The following is a 14168-nucleotide window of genomic DNA, read 5'->3' as shown; positions in this document are numbered from 1 at the left end:
GGTGAATTTTTTCGACCGTGGAGCAGGGTACAATCCGAGTCAATATCCGAGCCGGGGAGAATGACCGTGCAAGCAGCTCGCCCAACGACAGGGCAGACCGAGACCCCTCTGTCAAAGTTCCGCCAGGGGCTAAAGAAAAAGGCTGACGTGACCGCCGACCTCCGGGATGGGCTTGTGGGATCGACGGCGAAAATCGTGGGTCCATACGGGCAAAAGGACTTGGTGTACGCCGACTATGTCGCGTCAGGCCGCGCACTCCGTCAGATCGAGCGCTTTGTGCTTGAGGAGGTCCTGCCGTACTACGCCAACAGCCACACGGAAGCCTCGTATTGCGGAGGCTTCATGACCCGCATGCGTCGGGAAGCGCGCGCCCTGGTCGGTCAATTCTGCGGGGCCACCGAACGGCATGCTGTGATCTTCACCGGCTCCGGCGCTACGTCGGGGATCAACCGCCTCGTCAAGCTATTCGGCGTCGCTGAAGCCGTGGCAGCGGGCAAGCGCGCTCGGATCATTATCGGTCCCTATGAGCATCACTCCAACATTCTGCCCTGGCGTGAGAGCGGAGCAGAAATCGTGGAAATCGCCGAGGATCCGTCTGGCGGGCCGGACCTGTCTCAGCTCAAGGACGCGGTTGGCGGGGGGTCGTCAGATCTGACGATATGCACCATGTCCGCGGCCTCAAACGTCACGGGCATCACCAGCGATGTCGCGGCCATCACCGTGATCGTGAAGGCCGCCGGCGCAAAGATGATCTGGGACTATGCGGGCGCAGGTCCTTACCTGCCGATTTCCATGTCGCCCGCCCCTGATGCCCAGATCGACGCGATAGTTGTTTCGCCTCACAAGTTCCTCGGGGGTCCCGGCGCCTCCGGCATCTTGATCGTTCGACGCGACGGACCTTCGACGAAAACGCCGTCGTGGCCAGGTGGCGGGACGGTGAAGTTTGTCTCCCCGAAGACACACGATTACAGCGACAGCCTGGAATCCCGCGAGGAAGCTGGTACGCCGAACGTGATCGGCGACATACGAGCCGCGCTGGCCTTCATCGTCAAAGATGCGATCGGACTTGATGTGATGGTAGCGCGCAATCGCGAGTTAGCGCGCCGTGCCTTTCGCGCATGGAAAGACGTGCCGCGGCTGGAACTCCTCGGCCTGTCGGATCCTGAGCGGCTTCCGATCTTTTCCTTTAGGGTCGAAAACGGAAAGGGTGGCTACGTCCACCAGCAGCTGATCACGCGCATGCTAAGCGACCGGTTCGGGATCCAGGCGCGCGGTGGCTGCGCCTGTGCCGGCCCGTATGTGCACAGACTGCTATCGATCGACGACGAACAGTCCGAGGAAATAAGGCAAGCCATTCTCTCTGGCGAGGAAATGAAAAAGCCGGGATTCACCCGGCTGAATTTCAGCGTTCTGCTGCCGGACGAGAAGGTGCAGTTCATACTCGATGCCGTGGCGCAGATTGCGTCCGAGGCAACGGACTTCGAGCATGACTACGACCTCGATCCTGGCCGGGCGATCTTCTTCCCGCGAGCCGCAGTCGAGGGCAATGCCCATGCAGCAGCCTGAAGTCGCCGGGTTCTATGATGCACGGACGGGCAGCATCCAATATGTCGTTGCATGCCCGAGTTCGCGAAGATGCGCCATCATCGACCCCGTACTCGATTTCGACGAAAAGTCCGGCTCGACAGCAACGACAAATGCGGACGTGATCCTCGACTACGTCAACAGCCACAATCTGAAGCTCGAATGGATTCTGGATACCCATCCGCATGCCGATCACTTTTCGGCCGCGGGTTATCTCAAGGCAAAAACCGGCGTGCCGATAGCGATCGGCGAGCGCGTGAAGAAAGTGCAGCAGATCTGGCAGGAGATCTATAATTGGCCGGATCTCGCATGCGACGGCTCACAATGGGATCGGCTGTTTGGCGACGGCGAGATCTTCAAGATTGGCGAGCTGGAAGCCCGCGTCATGCACTCGCCAGGGCACACATTGGCGTCGATCACGTATGTCATCGGCGACGCGGCGTTCATTCACGACACGCTTTTCATGCCCGATAGCGGCTCCGCCCGCGCCGATTTTCCAGGCGGCAGCGCAGCTGATCTGTGGCAGTCCATCCAGGACATTTTGAGCTTACCCGGCGAGACCCGTCTCTTTACCGGTCACGACTACAGGCCGGGAGGGCGCCAGGCTCTGTGGGAGAGTTCGGTGGCGGAGCAGAAAGAGAAAAACAAGCACGTTGCCGGTCAATCTCGGAGTGCGTTCATCAGGCTTCGAGAGGCGCGAGACAGGGCATTGCCGATGCCAAGGCTCATGTTGCATGCCCTCCAGGTCAATATTCGCGGAGGAGAGCTGCCTCAGGTCGAGGAAAATGGCCTGCGTTATCTGAAAATCCCGCTCAACGCGCTGCCAGGATCGGTCTGGGGTCAGTGACGAGTTGGAAGGGCTCCCTCCAGCAGCTTCAGCTCACGATCGGTTCAGGATTGCGCCGGATACACGCTCGTCCGAATTGGCGCAGGCGGGTCGATCCTCGCCACGTACGTCGTCGGGATGAACAATCCTCGGAGCGCTCTCGGAGGTGATCGCGGTAAGCAATTGCGGTGGCGCGCCTGCAACACTATTATCGATCATGTTCTGAGGAGGTATCTCGGATGTGGAATAGGATCGCCAAGCTTCGGTTATCGAGCCGCACCTGGGAGGCAATTCTTTTGGGGATGAAAAGCTTGAGGCGGACCTCACATAGCCGATGTATGTACTGGTGATTTGACGCGATTCCAGTCGACTAGAGCAATTTGATAGGCGCTCCAGACAGGCCGGAACTGCCGAAGGCTGATCGCGGCTTTCATGTTCCTCGCGCGCAACTAAATAGCCGGATTTGGCGCTCATAACTCGTTCCCATAGCCGGCACAGTTGACTGCGGGCGACCCGGGCAGCGATCATAGCGATCGCACACCAAAATCACCGCTTGTTCTCCCTTAGCGCTCTTGGTGTTTCAACGCGATGCCCTCAAACATAGATGCGACCGGTCTTGCCGCATTAAGGCGCGGACGTCTAGATCTAAGATGCCGCTTCAGGGATTTGAACTTCTTGCCGTCTTCGAGGCAGATAATGAAGTCCGGCGTCACCGACCTCTTCGGGTTGACCGCGGGAGTTTGCGGTTCAGCGGCAGGCGCGATCGGCGTGCCAAGTCCGGACAACGAAGTGTGAACCGATGCTATCACATCCGGCAAGCCAGACACCGGCAACGAATTGTTGCTGACATATGCTGAGACAATGCCGGCGGTTAACTCAGCAAGTTCGGCAGCGCGGGTATCGGCTTGGTTGGTCATTGATTGGTCCTTTTGTCTGATTTATTCCCTCTCTATTGGCTGATGATCAACGACGCAACGGAGTGCACCGGATTTAACCGCTGAAACAACGACTGGGCGGAAACGCCTATTGATACCAGCAAGATTCAACCTGGCTATGGAGCTTACTGAAACCGCCAAAAATGGCCATGCTGAACCGCAGCGAAGACCTTAAGCATCTTCTCGGCACACGCATGTTCCACTTTTCCTCCTCCATTCTCTTCTACGCGACAAGTTGCTCAAGGCTTAGTTCAGGGGCCTTCAGATCTGCTAGCTGGGTCGATTTGAGCCGAGCGTAGCGGGGCGTTTTCCAGAATAGCCGGTAACCTACCCTAATCGTGAGGGCTCAAGGGTTGGCGGGCGCGGTCACGGCGACCGCTCCTGGTGCTGCTCTTTTTTGGCGTCGGCGCGCTTGCCGCCGTTGTCACCCAATTCGTCATCGAAAGCACTGCAGGCCTTCAAAGCACCGCGACGTACCGGGTAGGACCGCCGCCTGGCCCGATGCAAGACCGAGCCTCTGGCATCCTTCACGACCTGATCAAGCTCTCAATCTCCTAGGGCAGCCTTAAGTTCAATTTGTGGTCACAGGCTTGGAACGCATTCTCGACACGGTCTCGCGCTCGGCGCGCTTGGAGCGCAGCGGCGGCAGGCCGCGGTCGATCAGGTCCATGTCCTCCAGCACCATGTCGCCCATGCGCTTGAAGGCGATGTCGAGCGCGCCGGCGCGGTGGGCCGAGCGAAGAAAGCCGGGCAGGGCACGCACGGGATGTTCCCGCGCCAGCGGCTCCTCGGGGAAGACGTCGCTTGCGGCGACGATGTGGCCGCTTTTCACCGCCGCCATCAGGGCGGGGAAGTCGACCACGCCAGCGCGGCTGAGCAGGATGAAGGCGGCGCCCCTGCGCATCCTCGCGAACGCGTCCGCGCCGAGAAAGCCCTGGTTCTCAGAGGTCACCGAGGCGACGACGAAGACGAAATCACTTGATGTCAGCACCTCCTCGAGCGAAGCCGGGTCGACGCCATTGTCGATCAGGATCGATGGCGGCAGCCAGGGATCGAACACTTTCGTGCGGGTGCGAAAACCGGTCAGCAGCCGGTTCAGGGCGCGGCCGAGATCGCCGAAGCCGATGATGCCGACATCGGCGCCCGAAAGCAGCCGCGCCGTCTGGTTGCCATCGCCGCCCCACAACTCCTTGCCCTGGCGGAAGGCGAGGTCGGCGTCGACGATGTCGCGGGCAAGATTGAGTGCCATGGCAAGGCCCAGCTCGGCCACCGGCTCGGCGAAGACGAGGCCGGTGGTGACGACATGGATGCCGCGCGCAAACAGCGTCTCATAGGGCATGTTGTTGACGAGATTGGTCTCGACATTGAAGACGCAGCGCAGCGCCTTCATCTGTTCCAGCGTCCGTGGCGAGATCGGCGGCTGGCCGATGATGTAGCGGGCCCCGGCCAGCATATCCGCCGGCAGTTCCGCGACTTCATCAGCGGTTGTCTCCACGATGCGGTACTTGGCCCGGAACCTCTTCAGCGCATCGAGGGTGAAAATCAGGTCGAGCGTGCGCGGTTCGGGCGCGCTGATGACCAGCGGCGAGGTACTATCGGACATGATGGTTCCTCCCGGCGACGCGATCCGCGTCCGCGCTTTCCTGAAGGGAATGTTTACTCAAGATTAAACGATTTACAATCGTGAAAAATCGATTTACTAATTTTGATAGCGGACGAGAATGCGTCTATCCGCCCCAGGAGGAGAACAATGGCGCATCGACAAGCCCAGCAGCGGCGTCCGTCGATCCACGACGTAGCCAGCCATGCCGGCGTGTCCGCTGCCACCGTCTCCAAGGTGATGGCCGGCGTCACCACGGTGAAGCTAGAGAATGCGCAGCGCGTCATCGACGCCATCGAGCTGCTGGGCTACCGCGTCGATCCGCTTGCCTCCGACATGCGCCGGGCCAAGCGCCGCATCATCGGCGCTATCATGCCCGAGTTCGAAAGCGAGTTCTTCGGCCAGATGATCACTCAGCTCGAGAGCCACGCCGAGCAGCGCGGCTATACGCTGGTGGCGGCATCGAGCCGCGAATCCGAGGCGCGCGAAACGGAGATCCTGGCCCGCATGCATGACTGGCGGGTGGCCGGCGTGGTGCTGGCGCCAGTGCGCAACGAGCACGGCCCGGCTGCCGCATTCATGAAGGCCAACGGCATGACCGGCGTGCTGATCGACCGCGTGCTGTCCGATGACGCCTTCGATACCGTGTCGGCCGACAGTGCTTCCGCTAGCGCTGAGGTCGCGGGCCAACTGATCGGCAAGGGCCACCGCCACATTCTGGTCGTCGGTCTTGGCGAACAGGCGGCGACCGTGCGCGCCCGCCTCGAGGGCTTTCGCGCCGCCGCGCGGGCGCTGGCGCCGGATGTCCGCATCGACGTCGTGCTTGCGGAAACCGACGTCGAACCGCTGCGGGCGCAATTGCGCGACTATTTTGCAAAAGGCGAACGACCGACGGCGGTCTATTCGCTGTTCCTCAAGGGCACGCTGGTGGCGCTGTCCGAATTTCGCCGCCGCGGCTGGCACTGCCCCAACGACATTTCGCTGATCGGCTTCGACGATGCCGAATGGATGCAGGTGACATGGCCGGCTATCGCCGCCGTGGTGCAGCCGATGCGTCAGATCGCCAGCCACGCCATGGAGGCGCTGTTTGCCAGGATCGAAGGCGAGGAGGGGCCGCCGATCGCGCGGCTCGAGCCTTGCAAGGTTTTGATGCGGGAATCCGTTGGCTCGCCAGGTAACGTCCCGCATTCCGGGGGAGGAGACCGACAATAACCCCCATTGTCGAAAACCAGTAGCGCTGCACCTGGCCTTGGCTCGCGGCACGTGACGTCAACCGGAGGATGAAAAATGACACCGTTCGTTCTGAAGATAAATCGATTTACCTTGGCTCTGTGCGTTGCGATGGTGCTCTCCGCCATCAGCGCGGCGAAGGCGGAGGATGGTGAATACGGCGTGCTGATGAAGACGCTGGCTAACCCGTTCTGGGGTGCGATGGGAAAGGGCGTCGAGGACGGTGCCAAGGAAGCTGGCGTGAAATATTTCCAGCAGGCGGCCGAAAGCGACCAGGCCGCCGAGCCGCAGCTCAACCTCTGCAACACGATGCTCGAACGCAAGCCGGTGGCGATGATCACCGCCGCCATCAACTCGACCAATCTGCTTCCTTGCCTGAAGACCGCGCAGGATGCCGGCATCAAGATCGTCGATCTCGACAACAATCTCGATCAGGCGGTGCTCGACAAGGAAGGTATCAAAGTCACCTTCCATATCGGCTCCGACAATGTTGCGGCCGGCGCGCAAGGCGCCGAATATCTCGTTTCCAAGCTAGGCAAGGACGCCAAAGGCCCGGTGCTGGTGATCGAAGGCCTTTCGGGCAACATCACCGGCGAGAAGCGCGCCAAGGGTTTTGCCGACAAGCTCAAGGAGCTGGCACCAGGGTTGGAAATCGTCGCGTCGCTGCCGGGCGACTGGGACCGCGGCAAGGCGGCCTCGATCGCCACTGATACGCTGACGGCGCATCCCGACCTCGTTGCCATCTTCTGCGCCAATGACGGCATGGCGCTGGGCGCGGTGGAATCCGTCTATGCCGCCGGCAAGGGGCCGCAGGTGACCATCATCGGCGTCGACGGCAATTCGGATGCGGTGAAGTCGATCAAGGACGGGCGGCTCAACGCCTCGGTGGCACAGCTGCCTTACCTCGTCGGCAAGCAGGCGGTCGAAAACGTCAAGAAGGCGCTGGCGGGCGACAAGGTCGAGGACAGCATCGCCGTGCCGACCCTGGTGCTGACCAAGGATGTGCTCGATGCCGGCAAGGAGCCGATGCTCGAATACGTGAAATAGTCCTCCCGGACTGGGCTGGCGCGGGTTTAGCCTGCGCCAGCCACCTTTTTCAAAGGTGAGGCAAATGGCTTCTGAAATGGCACAGCCTGGGTTCTGGGCTCGGGTGCAGCGTGCGTCCGTCGAACGGCTCCATATAAGACTGGAGTCGCTGGTGGTGCTGCTGGCGCTGAGCGCGGCGATGGCGGTGCTGTCGCCGTATTTCCTGTCGCTCAGCAATTTTCTCAACATCCTGCTGGCGACGTCAACGATCGGCGTGCTGGCGATCGCCGCCACCTTCGTCATCGGCTCGGGCGGGCTTGATCTGTCGCTCGGCTCGGTCATGGGACTTGCCGGTGTTGCGGGCGCATTCGTTGCCGTCAACCTCGGCTGGCCTTCGGTGTTCGCGGTCGCCGCTTGCATCGTGGCCGGCGGGCTAGCGGGTTATATCAACGGGCAATTGGTCACTCGCGCCTTCGTACCGGCCTTCATCGTCACGCTCGGCATGCTTGGCCTGGCGCGCGGTCTGGCGCTGGTGATCTCGCAGGGCAGGGCGATCTACGGACTGCCTGCGGCGATCGTCTATATTGGTCAGGGCCGGCCGTTTGGCATTCCAATGCCGGTCATCCTGCTGGTGCTCACAGCTATCATCGCGCATTGCGTGCTTGCATACACGCGCTTCGGCCGCCACACGCTGGCGCTCGGCGATAGCGAAGGCGCTGCGCGCGCCGCCGGTATCCGTATCGAACACCATCGCCGCATCATCTACACGCTGTCCGGGGCGCTTGCCGGTCTCGCCGGCCTGCTGTTCACGGCACGCGTCAACGCCGGCGACCCGACCGCCGGCATCAACTATGAGTTGACAGCGATCACCGCGGCGATCATCGGCGGCACCAATCTGTTCGGCGGCCGCGCCTCGATCCTCGGCACGATGATCGGTGCGCTGATCATGGGCGTGCTGCAGAATGGGCTGACGCTGCTTGCCGTCCAATCCTATTACCAGCAAATGGCGATCGGCGCCGTGCTGATCCTTGCGGTGTTCATCGACCAGTATCAGGTGCGGAAGGAGTCACGCGTATGACCCTTCTCACCCTCCACGGCATCCGCAAGAGTTTTGGCGCCGTCGATGTGCTGCACGGCGTCGACCTCTCGGTCGAAGCGGGCGAGGTGGTCGGCCTTGTCGGCGACAATGGGGCCGGCAAATCGACGCTGATGAAGACCATCACAGGCATCTACCGCGCCGATACCGGATCGATCGAACTCGACGGCAAGGACATCCTGCCACTCGATCCCGGCCAGCGGCGCGAGCTCGGCATCGAGATGATCTACCAGGATCTGTCGCTGGCCAAGCAGCAGGACGTGGCGGCCAACATCTTTCTGGGCCGCGAGCCGACCAGAAAACTGTTCGGGCTGTTTCCCGGCTTCGTCGACAAGACCGAGATGGACCGCCAGGCGGCAAAGATGATTGAGCGGTTAGGGGCGCATTTGCCGTCGATCAACCGCTCGGTCGGCTCGTTCTCGGGCGGCCAGCAGCAGACGGTGGCGATCGCCCGGGCGCTGACTTTCAATCCGAAGCTGGTGATCATGGACGAGCCGACTGCGGCGCTCGCCGTGCGCGAGGTGCAGAGCGTGCTCGATCTCATCCGTCGGCTGAAGTCCGAAGGCATCGCCGTCATCCTGATCTCGCACCGGCTGAACGACGTGCTTTCGGTCACCGACCGCATCGTGGTGCTGCGCCACGGGCGGGCCGATGCCGATCTCGTCACAGCCAGGACCAACATGAACGAAGTCGTCAGCCGCATCGTCGGCGGCGGCGATACCAGTGCCGCCGCGGCGCACGAACAACGAGGCTGACCGATGAATGTTTTTGGATTGCACACTTTCGCCATTGCTCCGGTCTGGGACCTTGACCTGATCGAGCCGCAGATGGAGCGGCTGAAGGAACTCGGCATCGGCCTGCTCGAGATCCCGCTGCTGCGACCCGAGGAGATCGACACCAAGCAGACATGCGCCTTCGCCGAACGCCAGGGTATCGAGCTCATCCCATCGCTCGGCCTGCCGCGCGCGCTCGACGTGGTCGAGCGGCCGGACGAGGCGCTGGCTTTCCTCGAGCCGGCCTTCCGGGTTTGCGAAGCGGTCGGCAGCGCGGCGCTCGGCGGCGTCACCTATGGCACGATCGGCAAGACCTCGGGCCGTGCGCCGACCACGGCAGAAATCGACGGCATGTGCCGATTCCTCGGGCGCGCGGCGAAGGCTGCCAAGGCGCATGGGCTGAAGCTCGGCATCGAGCCTTGTAACCGCTACGAGACACATCTAATCAACCGCGGCATCGATGCGGCAAAGATTATCGAGCGGGTCGGCGCCGGCAACGTCTTCATCCACCTCGACACCTACCACATGCATATCGAGGAGGAGAGCTTTGCCGCCGGCTTCGCCGCGGCGGCACCCTTCCTCGGCTATGTCCATGTCTCGGAGGCCAATCGCGGTGTGCCGGGGCGCGGCATGCTCAACTGGCGGGCCTGCATGAAGGCGATCGCCGATATCGGCTACCGGGGCGCGATCACGCTCGAAAGCATGAACCATGTCGATGTCGACATTGCCGGCGGCCTGGCGGTGTGGCGTCCGGTGGCGGAAGATCCGCGCGACGTCATCGAAGTCGGGCTGCCATTCCTGCGCGATGCGGCGCGCCATGCCGGACTGACGTTGGGCTGACTACCTTCGGGCTTGGACACGCGCCACGTCGAGCGCCCTTCGGTGGGCAAAAGCACAATGCGCGGCTGAACCACGTCGCGCTGTTGTACTCGAGACGATCGACATCGACAAGATCAGGCTGGTGGAGAAATACCGGCCACCGAAGCGCAAGAAGCCCCTGCGGGACATGGTGAATTAGCTCTTTGTATGTAAAAAAGAGACCTTGAACATTTTCCGGCAATCCTAGTTAGGACTGATGCCGCGCTATTTGTTCGACTTGTCCAGCAATGGAGAGATCTTCCCAGACCCTAAAGGTTCAGAGCTTCCGAACCTGGAATCTGCGGAGGACGAGGCAGCAAAAACGCTGTTTGAACGCAAGAGAAAAGCTGCCCGATGGCACCTACCGCGAGGCTAGCATTCAAGTCCGCGATGAAGCAGGCAACCAGGTAGTGCAGATCGTGGTCAAATTCGAACTGAGCCGCATAGCGGGCATCAGCAGCGCCTAGGTAGGGCGGGAGGAGCTGCTTTCTGACGAGATGGCCCCGTGGCCTACGGCTAGCCGGTCCAACAGCTTACGGGCTGCTGCGATTACACGGCGGGTTTCGCCGAGGGTCTGCCGAAGGTCTTCGATGTCTGCGCGGGCGAGGCGCTCATTCAATCGACCAGTTACTATGTCAAACTTGTCCCAGGCGGAAACCATTTGAAGACCGCTAGCGCTCCCGCAGCTCAAACTTGAGCACTGCCTCTGCGAACGTCTGGTCACTCTCGTCGGGTACCTTCATCACAAACTCTCGATAGGGGCCATCCGGCAGCTTATCTGTGGTGATCTCGACCAAGGCTCTCACCGCCTCTTGTTTTGCAGCTTCGAGATCGGGCAGATCTGTGCCTTCGACGTCGCGGAAGACTTGCCTGGTATCGGTGAAGTCGAAGAAAAAGCGAGGCATCCCTACAAACACAATAATGCGGGGAAGGTTCATCTTGCTTCACGATTGGCTATGCAGCCGGCGCCCGCCGCTCGAATGCACGCAACCGCTAACGAGCGTGATCTGACGTCCAATGATGTCCGCGCATTTGGTTAAAAACGTACGCCGCCAGACTCATCGCCCTGATCCGCTTAGAGTTACTTCCGAAAGGAGTGCTCTCATGCTGCCATTGCCCCACGCCGTCGATCCAAAGGTAGTTGCTGAGATCAATACTCTGCTAGCCCATCACGCCGGCGCGGTACCGGTCCCCGTTCACAAATTCGCGGCGGTTGTCCGGCTGCGCCTCAAAAGCCATCTTTCCATCGCGACTATCGAGGAGCTGATCGTGGACGAAGCCGAGTGTCGCCATCTGCCCATGCTGTTCGAACTGCCGGGAACGGAAGCGGCTTTAGTTTCATCCGCTCTGGGTCGTGCGACTTGAAGGTTAGGGGCACGGGCATCGCTGTGTGATTGGCGAACTAGGTCCATTCATACCACAGCGGCCGCTGTTCGCCGCGCCTCGGCTACCAACGCGGCAATCTCTTTGCGCTGCTCGATCGCCTCGCAAGTGAATCGCCCGTGGCGGCAGAGGCCATGAGCCTTACCTTTGGGCGCGTCAGACCGGCGGTAGGCTCGTTCGGTTTCATCCCCGACCTTGTGAGCCAGGGCGGCCTCCGCAACTTCGCGCGGGAAGCTTGTGGCGTCGCCGCACCAATCCCGGAAACCAGAGCGGAAACCGTGAACTGTGATTTCCGTCTGCTTCATGCGCCGAAGCAGCATCATCATGGCCATATTTGACAGAGGGTTCTCACCGTCACGGGTGAAGATGAATTCCTGTCCCTCCTGCCGTTGCTCGTGCAGGGCTTCCAGAATCGCCAGGGCCTCGATCGATAGCGGAACGGTATGCGGGGCGCCGGCCTTCATGCGCTCTTTCGGCACATTCCAGAGCTTTCCCTTAAAATCGATTTCTTTCCACGTTTCGCCGGATCTGGCCACAGTCAGGATTGTGAACTCTAGCGCACGAGCTGCCATCGCCTATGCCTTCCGCAAGCGAGCCGTGAACGCGGGGATTTCAGCATACGGCATTGCCGGCTGATGGCCTCGCTGCAACCGCTGGCGCTTCGGCAAGAGGTTCCGCAAGTTGCCGCGCCATGCCGCCGGGTTCTCTCCCGAGCGCCAGCCCTTCACCTTTGCGAACTCTAGAACGCGCTCGATACGCCCGCGAAGCCTCGATGCCGTCTCGGCTTTGGCCTGCCAGATGGGCGCAAGAACTTCTAGAACGTCTTCGGTTGTGATTGTCGAAACCCGCTTCGGCCGGATGCTCTCGCAGAAACTGGTGAGCGTCTGATTCCACTGATATTCGTGCTTGTCCGCCATTCGGACTTGATGGTGGCGATGTACTTGTCAGCGCAGTCCCCGAAAGTCGGCTCTGCTTCCTTCGCTTTCTCTGCAATTGGATCGCGGCCTTCCTCAACCGCAGACCTGCACTCGGTGGCCTTCGCTCGTGCCTTTGCAAGTGTGACGACGGGATAGGCGCCCAAGCCCATTTCACGCCGCTTGCCGTCACGAGCCCACATGAGTACGGGACGGGGCCGGACAGTGCGAGACAAATAAATCCAGAAGCCCAATATTTTCAAAGAAGCAGGGGACGGTACGGAATAGCCTGAAACGCTAGTTCGGTGGACCTCAAGAACAGCTTCGCCAGCGCACCACGAAACCGGCGGCAGCGCTATGACGAAGTCTTGGGAGGCTCGTCCGTCTCCGGCAAACGATCGCGAATAGCTTGCTCGGTTTTGCTTGCCGTCTTCTTTGCCACTTCGCCGACGCGGTCGACTAGCGTCTCGTCGCCGCTGGCGCCCTGGCGGTCAGCCTCTTCCTTTACGGTCTCATAGGCTTCGGCGGCGACCTGCTTGGCTTGCTCCATGCCATTCTCGAGGACGACCTCGGCACTCTCACGGAGCTGGTCGCTGTAACGGCCAAGTTGCTCGTCTTCCGTGGCGGTGTGGGGCAGCATCACACCGATGGCGGTGCCCACGGCGAGGCCGACCGCAGCCATTGCCAGAGGTTCGCGCTGGAACAAGTCCAGCGCAGATTCGCGCGCCTGTGCAGCCGCATCACTAACGCCCGAGGCGACTTGTCCGCCCGTGCTTCTCAACTTTTCTCTGGCCCCGCTCGCAAGGTCTGTAACAGCTTCGGTAGCACCGCCTGCTACCGAAGCCACCGAATCAGCGGCATCTGAGAGCATGGAGCCGCCTCCGGCAGCTTCGCTTTCGGCACCATAGTACTCGCTGCTCGACTCCTGCCAGCCCTCGCCGAAGCTCTGCCGGTCGGAGAAATTGCGGGAGCCCCCAGATGGCCTGCCGCTCCGATACGCACCTGGCGCTGACCTGTCTAGCGAAGTGCCTTTGCCGAGCATCAGCCACGCCAGACAAGGCCGATGAGATAAATGACACTGTTCATGGCGCAACCTCCTCCACTGCGCACCGAACTTGCCTGCGCTTTCTGTGTTCCGTTCGAACAGCACTTTTTTGGTAAGCTCCGCCTAACCAGCCTGAAGGGGTGCCTTATGCCCACGGCAGTGAGCGCCGTTAGAATGATATCGGCGACCGGACTCCGGTGCGACTGACAGGGAATGACTTGCCGCCGACCGTCGATCGAGCCCAGGCAAGCAGGGCGCGGCTTCCTTTTCGTTGCCGATGGCAAGCAACAGTCCGTGCGGCGCATCGCGCTCGCTAAGCTCGTGTGCCGACGGCATGGTGCCGATGCTGTATCAGGAACGCCTTTCGCTCCTCTGCCTTTGGGTCGAGGTTGTCGATCGAGCACTATTCTGAAGAGATTTCCGAGCTTCATCACATCGTCGAAGACGGCCCGGACTGGAACACCTGATTACGTGCACGGTGACGATCAACCGTACGCACGGTGGTGAGGAACAGAACAGCCAAGAAATGGAGGCGGACCATGAACATCGGTGAAATCGCAGAGCGCTTCGTGCGCTCGTTCTTACAGGTCAAGGTCAATGACGTGACTGACGCGGAAAGCCTGTCTTCACGCTGATGGGCGACGAGGTCGAGCCAAGGCGCGAATTCATCCAGGAGAACGCGCTGTCGGTCGCCAATCTGGATATCTGAGCCGCGATCCAGAATACGCAGGAGCAGGCATGAAGTGCATCCTGGCGCACCATGCCGGCTGCTGTATCGCAACAAGATAGCCGAGGAGCGCCGGAACGGAAAGTCTTTCAAGGCATTGTAGTTGATCACAATCGCCGCAGGAGGCATCCATGGGACGTGGCATTTTGCTCTGGCTTCTCGGAGTCCCAA

16 protein-coding genes and 1 pseudogene are annotated in these 14168 nt (G+C 61.0%); 9 read left to right on the top strand and 8 right to left on the bottom strand.

Going from position 1 to position 14168, the window contains the following annotated elements:
* Positions 1–60: 60 nt before the first annotated feature.
* Together NKJ20_RS22615 and NKJ20_RS22610 are read left to right on the top strand one after the other, a co-directional pair.
* On the top strand, positions 61–1566 hold the full coding sequence (locus NKJ20_RS22615; RefSeq protein ID WP_352747097.1) for an aminotransferase class V-fold PLP-dependent enzyme: 1506 nt from the start codon (positions 61–63) through the stop codon (positions 1564–1566).
* Positions 1553–2431 (top strand): MBL fold metallo-hydrolase, encoded by an 879-nt coding sequence (locus NKJ20_RS22610; RefSeq protein ID WP_352747185.1) that lies wholly within the window; start codon positions 1553–1555, stop codon positions 2429–2431. Before NKJ20_RS22615 ends, NKJ20_RS22610 begins: the two co-directional genes overlap by 14 nt.
* A 626-nt stretch (positions 2432–3057) precedes the next feature.
* On the opposite strand, the pseudogene NKJ20_RS22605 reads toward NKJ20_RS22610, so the two are convergent.
* Together NKJ20_RS22605 and NKJ20_RS22600 are read right to left on the bottom strand one after the other, a co-directional pair.
* A pseudogene (locus tag NKJ20_RS22605) lies at positions 3058–3327 on the bottom strand (Ros/MucR family transcriptional regulator); the annotation flags it as partial.
* A gap of 589 nt (positions 3328–3916) precedes the next feature.
* Complete coding sequence (locus NKJ20_RS22600; protein ID WP_352747095.1) at positions 3917–4948, bottom strand: hydroxyacid dehydrogenase; 1032 nt, start codon at positions 4946–4948, stop codon at positions 3917–3919.
* Between the two features lie 147 nt (positions 4949–5095).
* On the opposite strand from NKJ20_RS22600, the gene NKJ20_RS22595 reads away from it, so the two are divergent.
* From NKJ20_RS22595 to NKJ20_RS34175, 6 genes are all read left to right on the top strand, one after another.
* Positions 5096–6157, top strand: a complete 1062-nt coding sequence (locus NKJ20_RS22595) for a LacI family DNA-binding transcriptional regulator (RefSeq protein ID WP_352452057.1) — start codon at positions 5096–5098, stop codon at positions 6155–6157.
* Positions 6158–6232: 75 nt separating this feature from the next.
* Entirely contained in the window at positions 6233–7222 is a 990-nt protein-coding gene (locus NKJ20_RS22590) for a sugar ABC transporter substrate-binding protein (protein WP_352747093.1), read from the top strand.
* A 64-nt stretch (positions 7223–7286) separates the two neighbouring features.
* On the top strand, positions 7287–8279 hold the full coding sequence (locus NKJ20_RS22585) for an ABC transporter permease (RefSeq protein ID WP_352747090.1): 993 nt from the start codon (positions 7287–7289) through the stop codon (positions 8277–8279).
* Positions 8276–9052, top strand: coding sequence for an ATP-binding cassette domain-containing protein (locus NKJ20_RS22580; protein WP_352452060.1), 777 nt, complete (start codon positions 8276–8278; stop codon positions 9050–9052). The genes NKJ20_RS22585 and NKJ20_RS22580 overlap by 4 nt, the downstream gene beginning before the upstream one ends.
* A gap of 3 nt (positions 9053–9055) precedes the next feature.
* Complete coding sequence (locus NKJ20_RS22575; RefSeq protein ID WP_352452061.1) at positions 9056–9910, top strand: sugar phosphate isomerase/epimerase family protein; 855 nt, start codon at positions 9056–9058, stop codon at positions 9908–9910.
* 235 nt (positions 9911–10145) lie between these two features.
* Positions 10146–10304, top strand: a complete 159-nt coding sequence (locus tag NKJ20_RS34175) for a DUF6894 family protein (RefSeq protein WP_502902824.1) — start codon at positions 10146–10148, stop codon at positions 10302–10304.
* Between the two features lie 295 nt (positions 10305–10599).
* Here the strand turns inward: NKJ20_RS34175 and NKJ20_RS22570 are convergent, their stop codons facing one another.
* Positions 10600–10866: a DUF6894 family protein gene (locus tag NKJ20_RS22570; RefSeq protein ID WP_352452062.1), complete on the bottom strand. Its 267-nt coding sequence runs from the start codon at positions 10864–10866 to the stop codon at positions 10600–10602.
* Positions 10867–11032: 166 nt separating this feature from the next.
* Between NKJ20_RS22570 and NKJ20_RS22565 the strand changes: the two genes are divergently transcribed.
* Complete coding sequence (locus tag NKJ20_RS22565; RefSeq protein WP_352747086.1) at positions 11033–11293, top strand: hypothetical protein; 261 nt, start codon at positions 11033–11035, stop codon at positions 11291–11293.
* Between the two features lie 47 nt (positions 11294–11340).
* Here the strand turns inward: NKJ20_RS22565 and NKJ20_RS22560 are convergent, their stop codons facing one another.
* From NKJ20_RS22560 to NKJ20_RS22540, 5 genes are all read right to left on the bottom strand, one after another.
* Positions 11341–11883, bottom strand: coding sequence for a tyrosine-type recombinase/integrase (locus NKJ20_RS22560; RefSeq protein ID WP_352452064.1), 543 nt, complete (start codon positions 11881–11883; stop codon positions 11341–11343).
* 3 nt (positions 11884–11886) lie between these two features.
* The gene (locus NKJ20_RS22555; RefSeq protein ID WP_352747193.1) at positions 11887–12228 is read right to left on the bottom strand and encodes a phage integrase central domain-containing protein; all 342 of its coding nucleotides are present in this window, start codon (positions 12226–12228) and stop codon (positions 11887–11889) included.
* On the bottom strand, positions 12126–12398 hold the full coding sequence (locus NKJ20_RS22550) for an integrase arm-type DNA-binding domain-containing protein (RefSeq protein WP_352747083.1): 273 nt from the start codon (positions 12396–12398) through the stop codon (positions 12126–12128). The genes NKJ20_RS22555 and NKJ20_RS22550 overlap by 103 nt, the downstream gene beginning before the upstream one ends.
* Before the next feature lie 182 nt (positions 12399–12580).
* Entirely contained in the window at positions 12581–13096 is a 516-nt protein-coding gene (locus tag NKJ20_RS22545) for a hypothetical protein (RefSeq protein ID WP_352747080.1), read from the bottom strand.
* A 604-nt stretch (positions 13097–13700) separates the two neighbouring features.
* Positions 13701–14168 (bottom strand): hypothetical protein (locus NKJ20_RS22540; RefSeq protein ID WP_352452078.1); only part of this gene is annotated, 468 nt, incomplete at its 5' end.

It is taken from the genome of Mesorhizobium sp. M0185, assembly GCF_040322175.1.
Lineage (GTDB): Bacteria > Pseudomonadota > Alphaproteobacteria > Rhizobiales > Rhizobiaceae > Mesorhizobium.
This window is presented reverse-complemented; position numbering and strand designations above follow the sequence as displayed.

Excerpts from the sequence above, each read along its gene's own strand:
- NKJ20_RS22615 (WP_352747097.1), top strand. The coding sequence starts at position 61 with ATGACCGTGCAAGCAGCTCGCCCAACGACAGGGCAGACCGAGACCCCT.
- NKJ20_RS22610 (WP_352747185.1), top strand. The coding sequence starts at position 1,553 with ATGCAGCAGCCTGAAGTCGCCGGGTTCTATGATGCACGGACGGGCAGC.
- NKJ20_RS22600 (WP_352747095.1), bottom strand. The coding sequence starts at position 4,948 with ATGTCCGATAGTACCTCGCCGCTGGTCATCAGCGCGCCCGAACCGCGC.
- NKJ20_RS22595 (WP_352452057.1), top strand. The coding sequence starts at position 5,096 with ATGGCGCATCGACAAGCCCAGCAGCGGCGTCCGTCGATCCACGACGTA.
- NKJ20_RS22590 (WP_352747093.1), top strand. The coding sequence starts at position 6,233 with ATGACACCGTTCGTTCTGAAGATAAATCGATTTACCTTGGCTCTGTGC.
- NKJ20_RS22585 (WP_352747090.1), top strand. The coding sequence starts at position 7,287 with ATGGCTTCTGAAATGGCACAGCCTGGGTTCTGGGCTCGGGTGCAGCGT.
- NKJ20_RS22580 (WP_352452060.1), top strand. The coding sequence starts at position 8,276 with ATGACCCTTCTCACCCTCCACGGCATCCGCAAGAGTTTTGGCGCCGTC.
- NKJ20_RS22575 (WP_352452061.1), top strand. The coding sequence starts at position 9,056 with ATGAATGTTTTTGGATTGCACACTTTCGCCATTGCTCCGGTCTGGGAC.
- NKJ20_RS34175 (WP_502902824.1), top strand. The coding sequence starts at position 10,146 with ATGCCGCGCTATTTGTTCGACTTGTCCAGCAATGGAGAGATCTTCCCA.
- NKJ20_RS22570 (WP_352452062.1), bottom strand. The coding sequence starts at position 10,866 with ATGAACCTTCCCCGCATTATTGTGTTTGTAGGGATGCCTCGCTTTTTC.
- NKJ20_RS22565 (WP_352747086.1), top strand. The coding sequence starts at position 11,033 with ATGCTGCCATTGCCCCACGCCGTCGATCCAAAGGTAGTTGCTGAGATC.
- NKJ20_RS22560 (WP_352452064.1), bottom strand. The coding sequence starts at position 11,883 with ATGGCAGCTCGTGCGCTAGAGTTCACAATCCTGACTGTGGCCAGATCC.
- NKJ20_RS22555 (WP_352747193.1), bottom strand. The coding sequence starts at position 12,228 with ATGGCGGACAAGCACGAATATCAGTGGAATCAGACGCTCACCAGTTTC.
- NKJ20_RS22550 (WP_352747083.1), bottom strand. The coding sequence starts at position 12,398 with ATGGGCTTGGGCGCCTATCCCGTCGTCACACTTGCAAAGGCACGAGCG.
- NKJ20_RS22545 (WP_352747080.1), bottom strand. The coding sequence starts at position 13,096 with ATGCTCTCAGATGCCGCTGATTCGGTGGCTTCGGTAGCAGGCGGTGCT.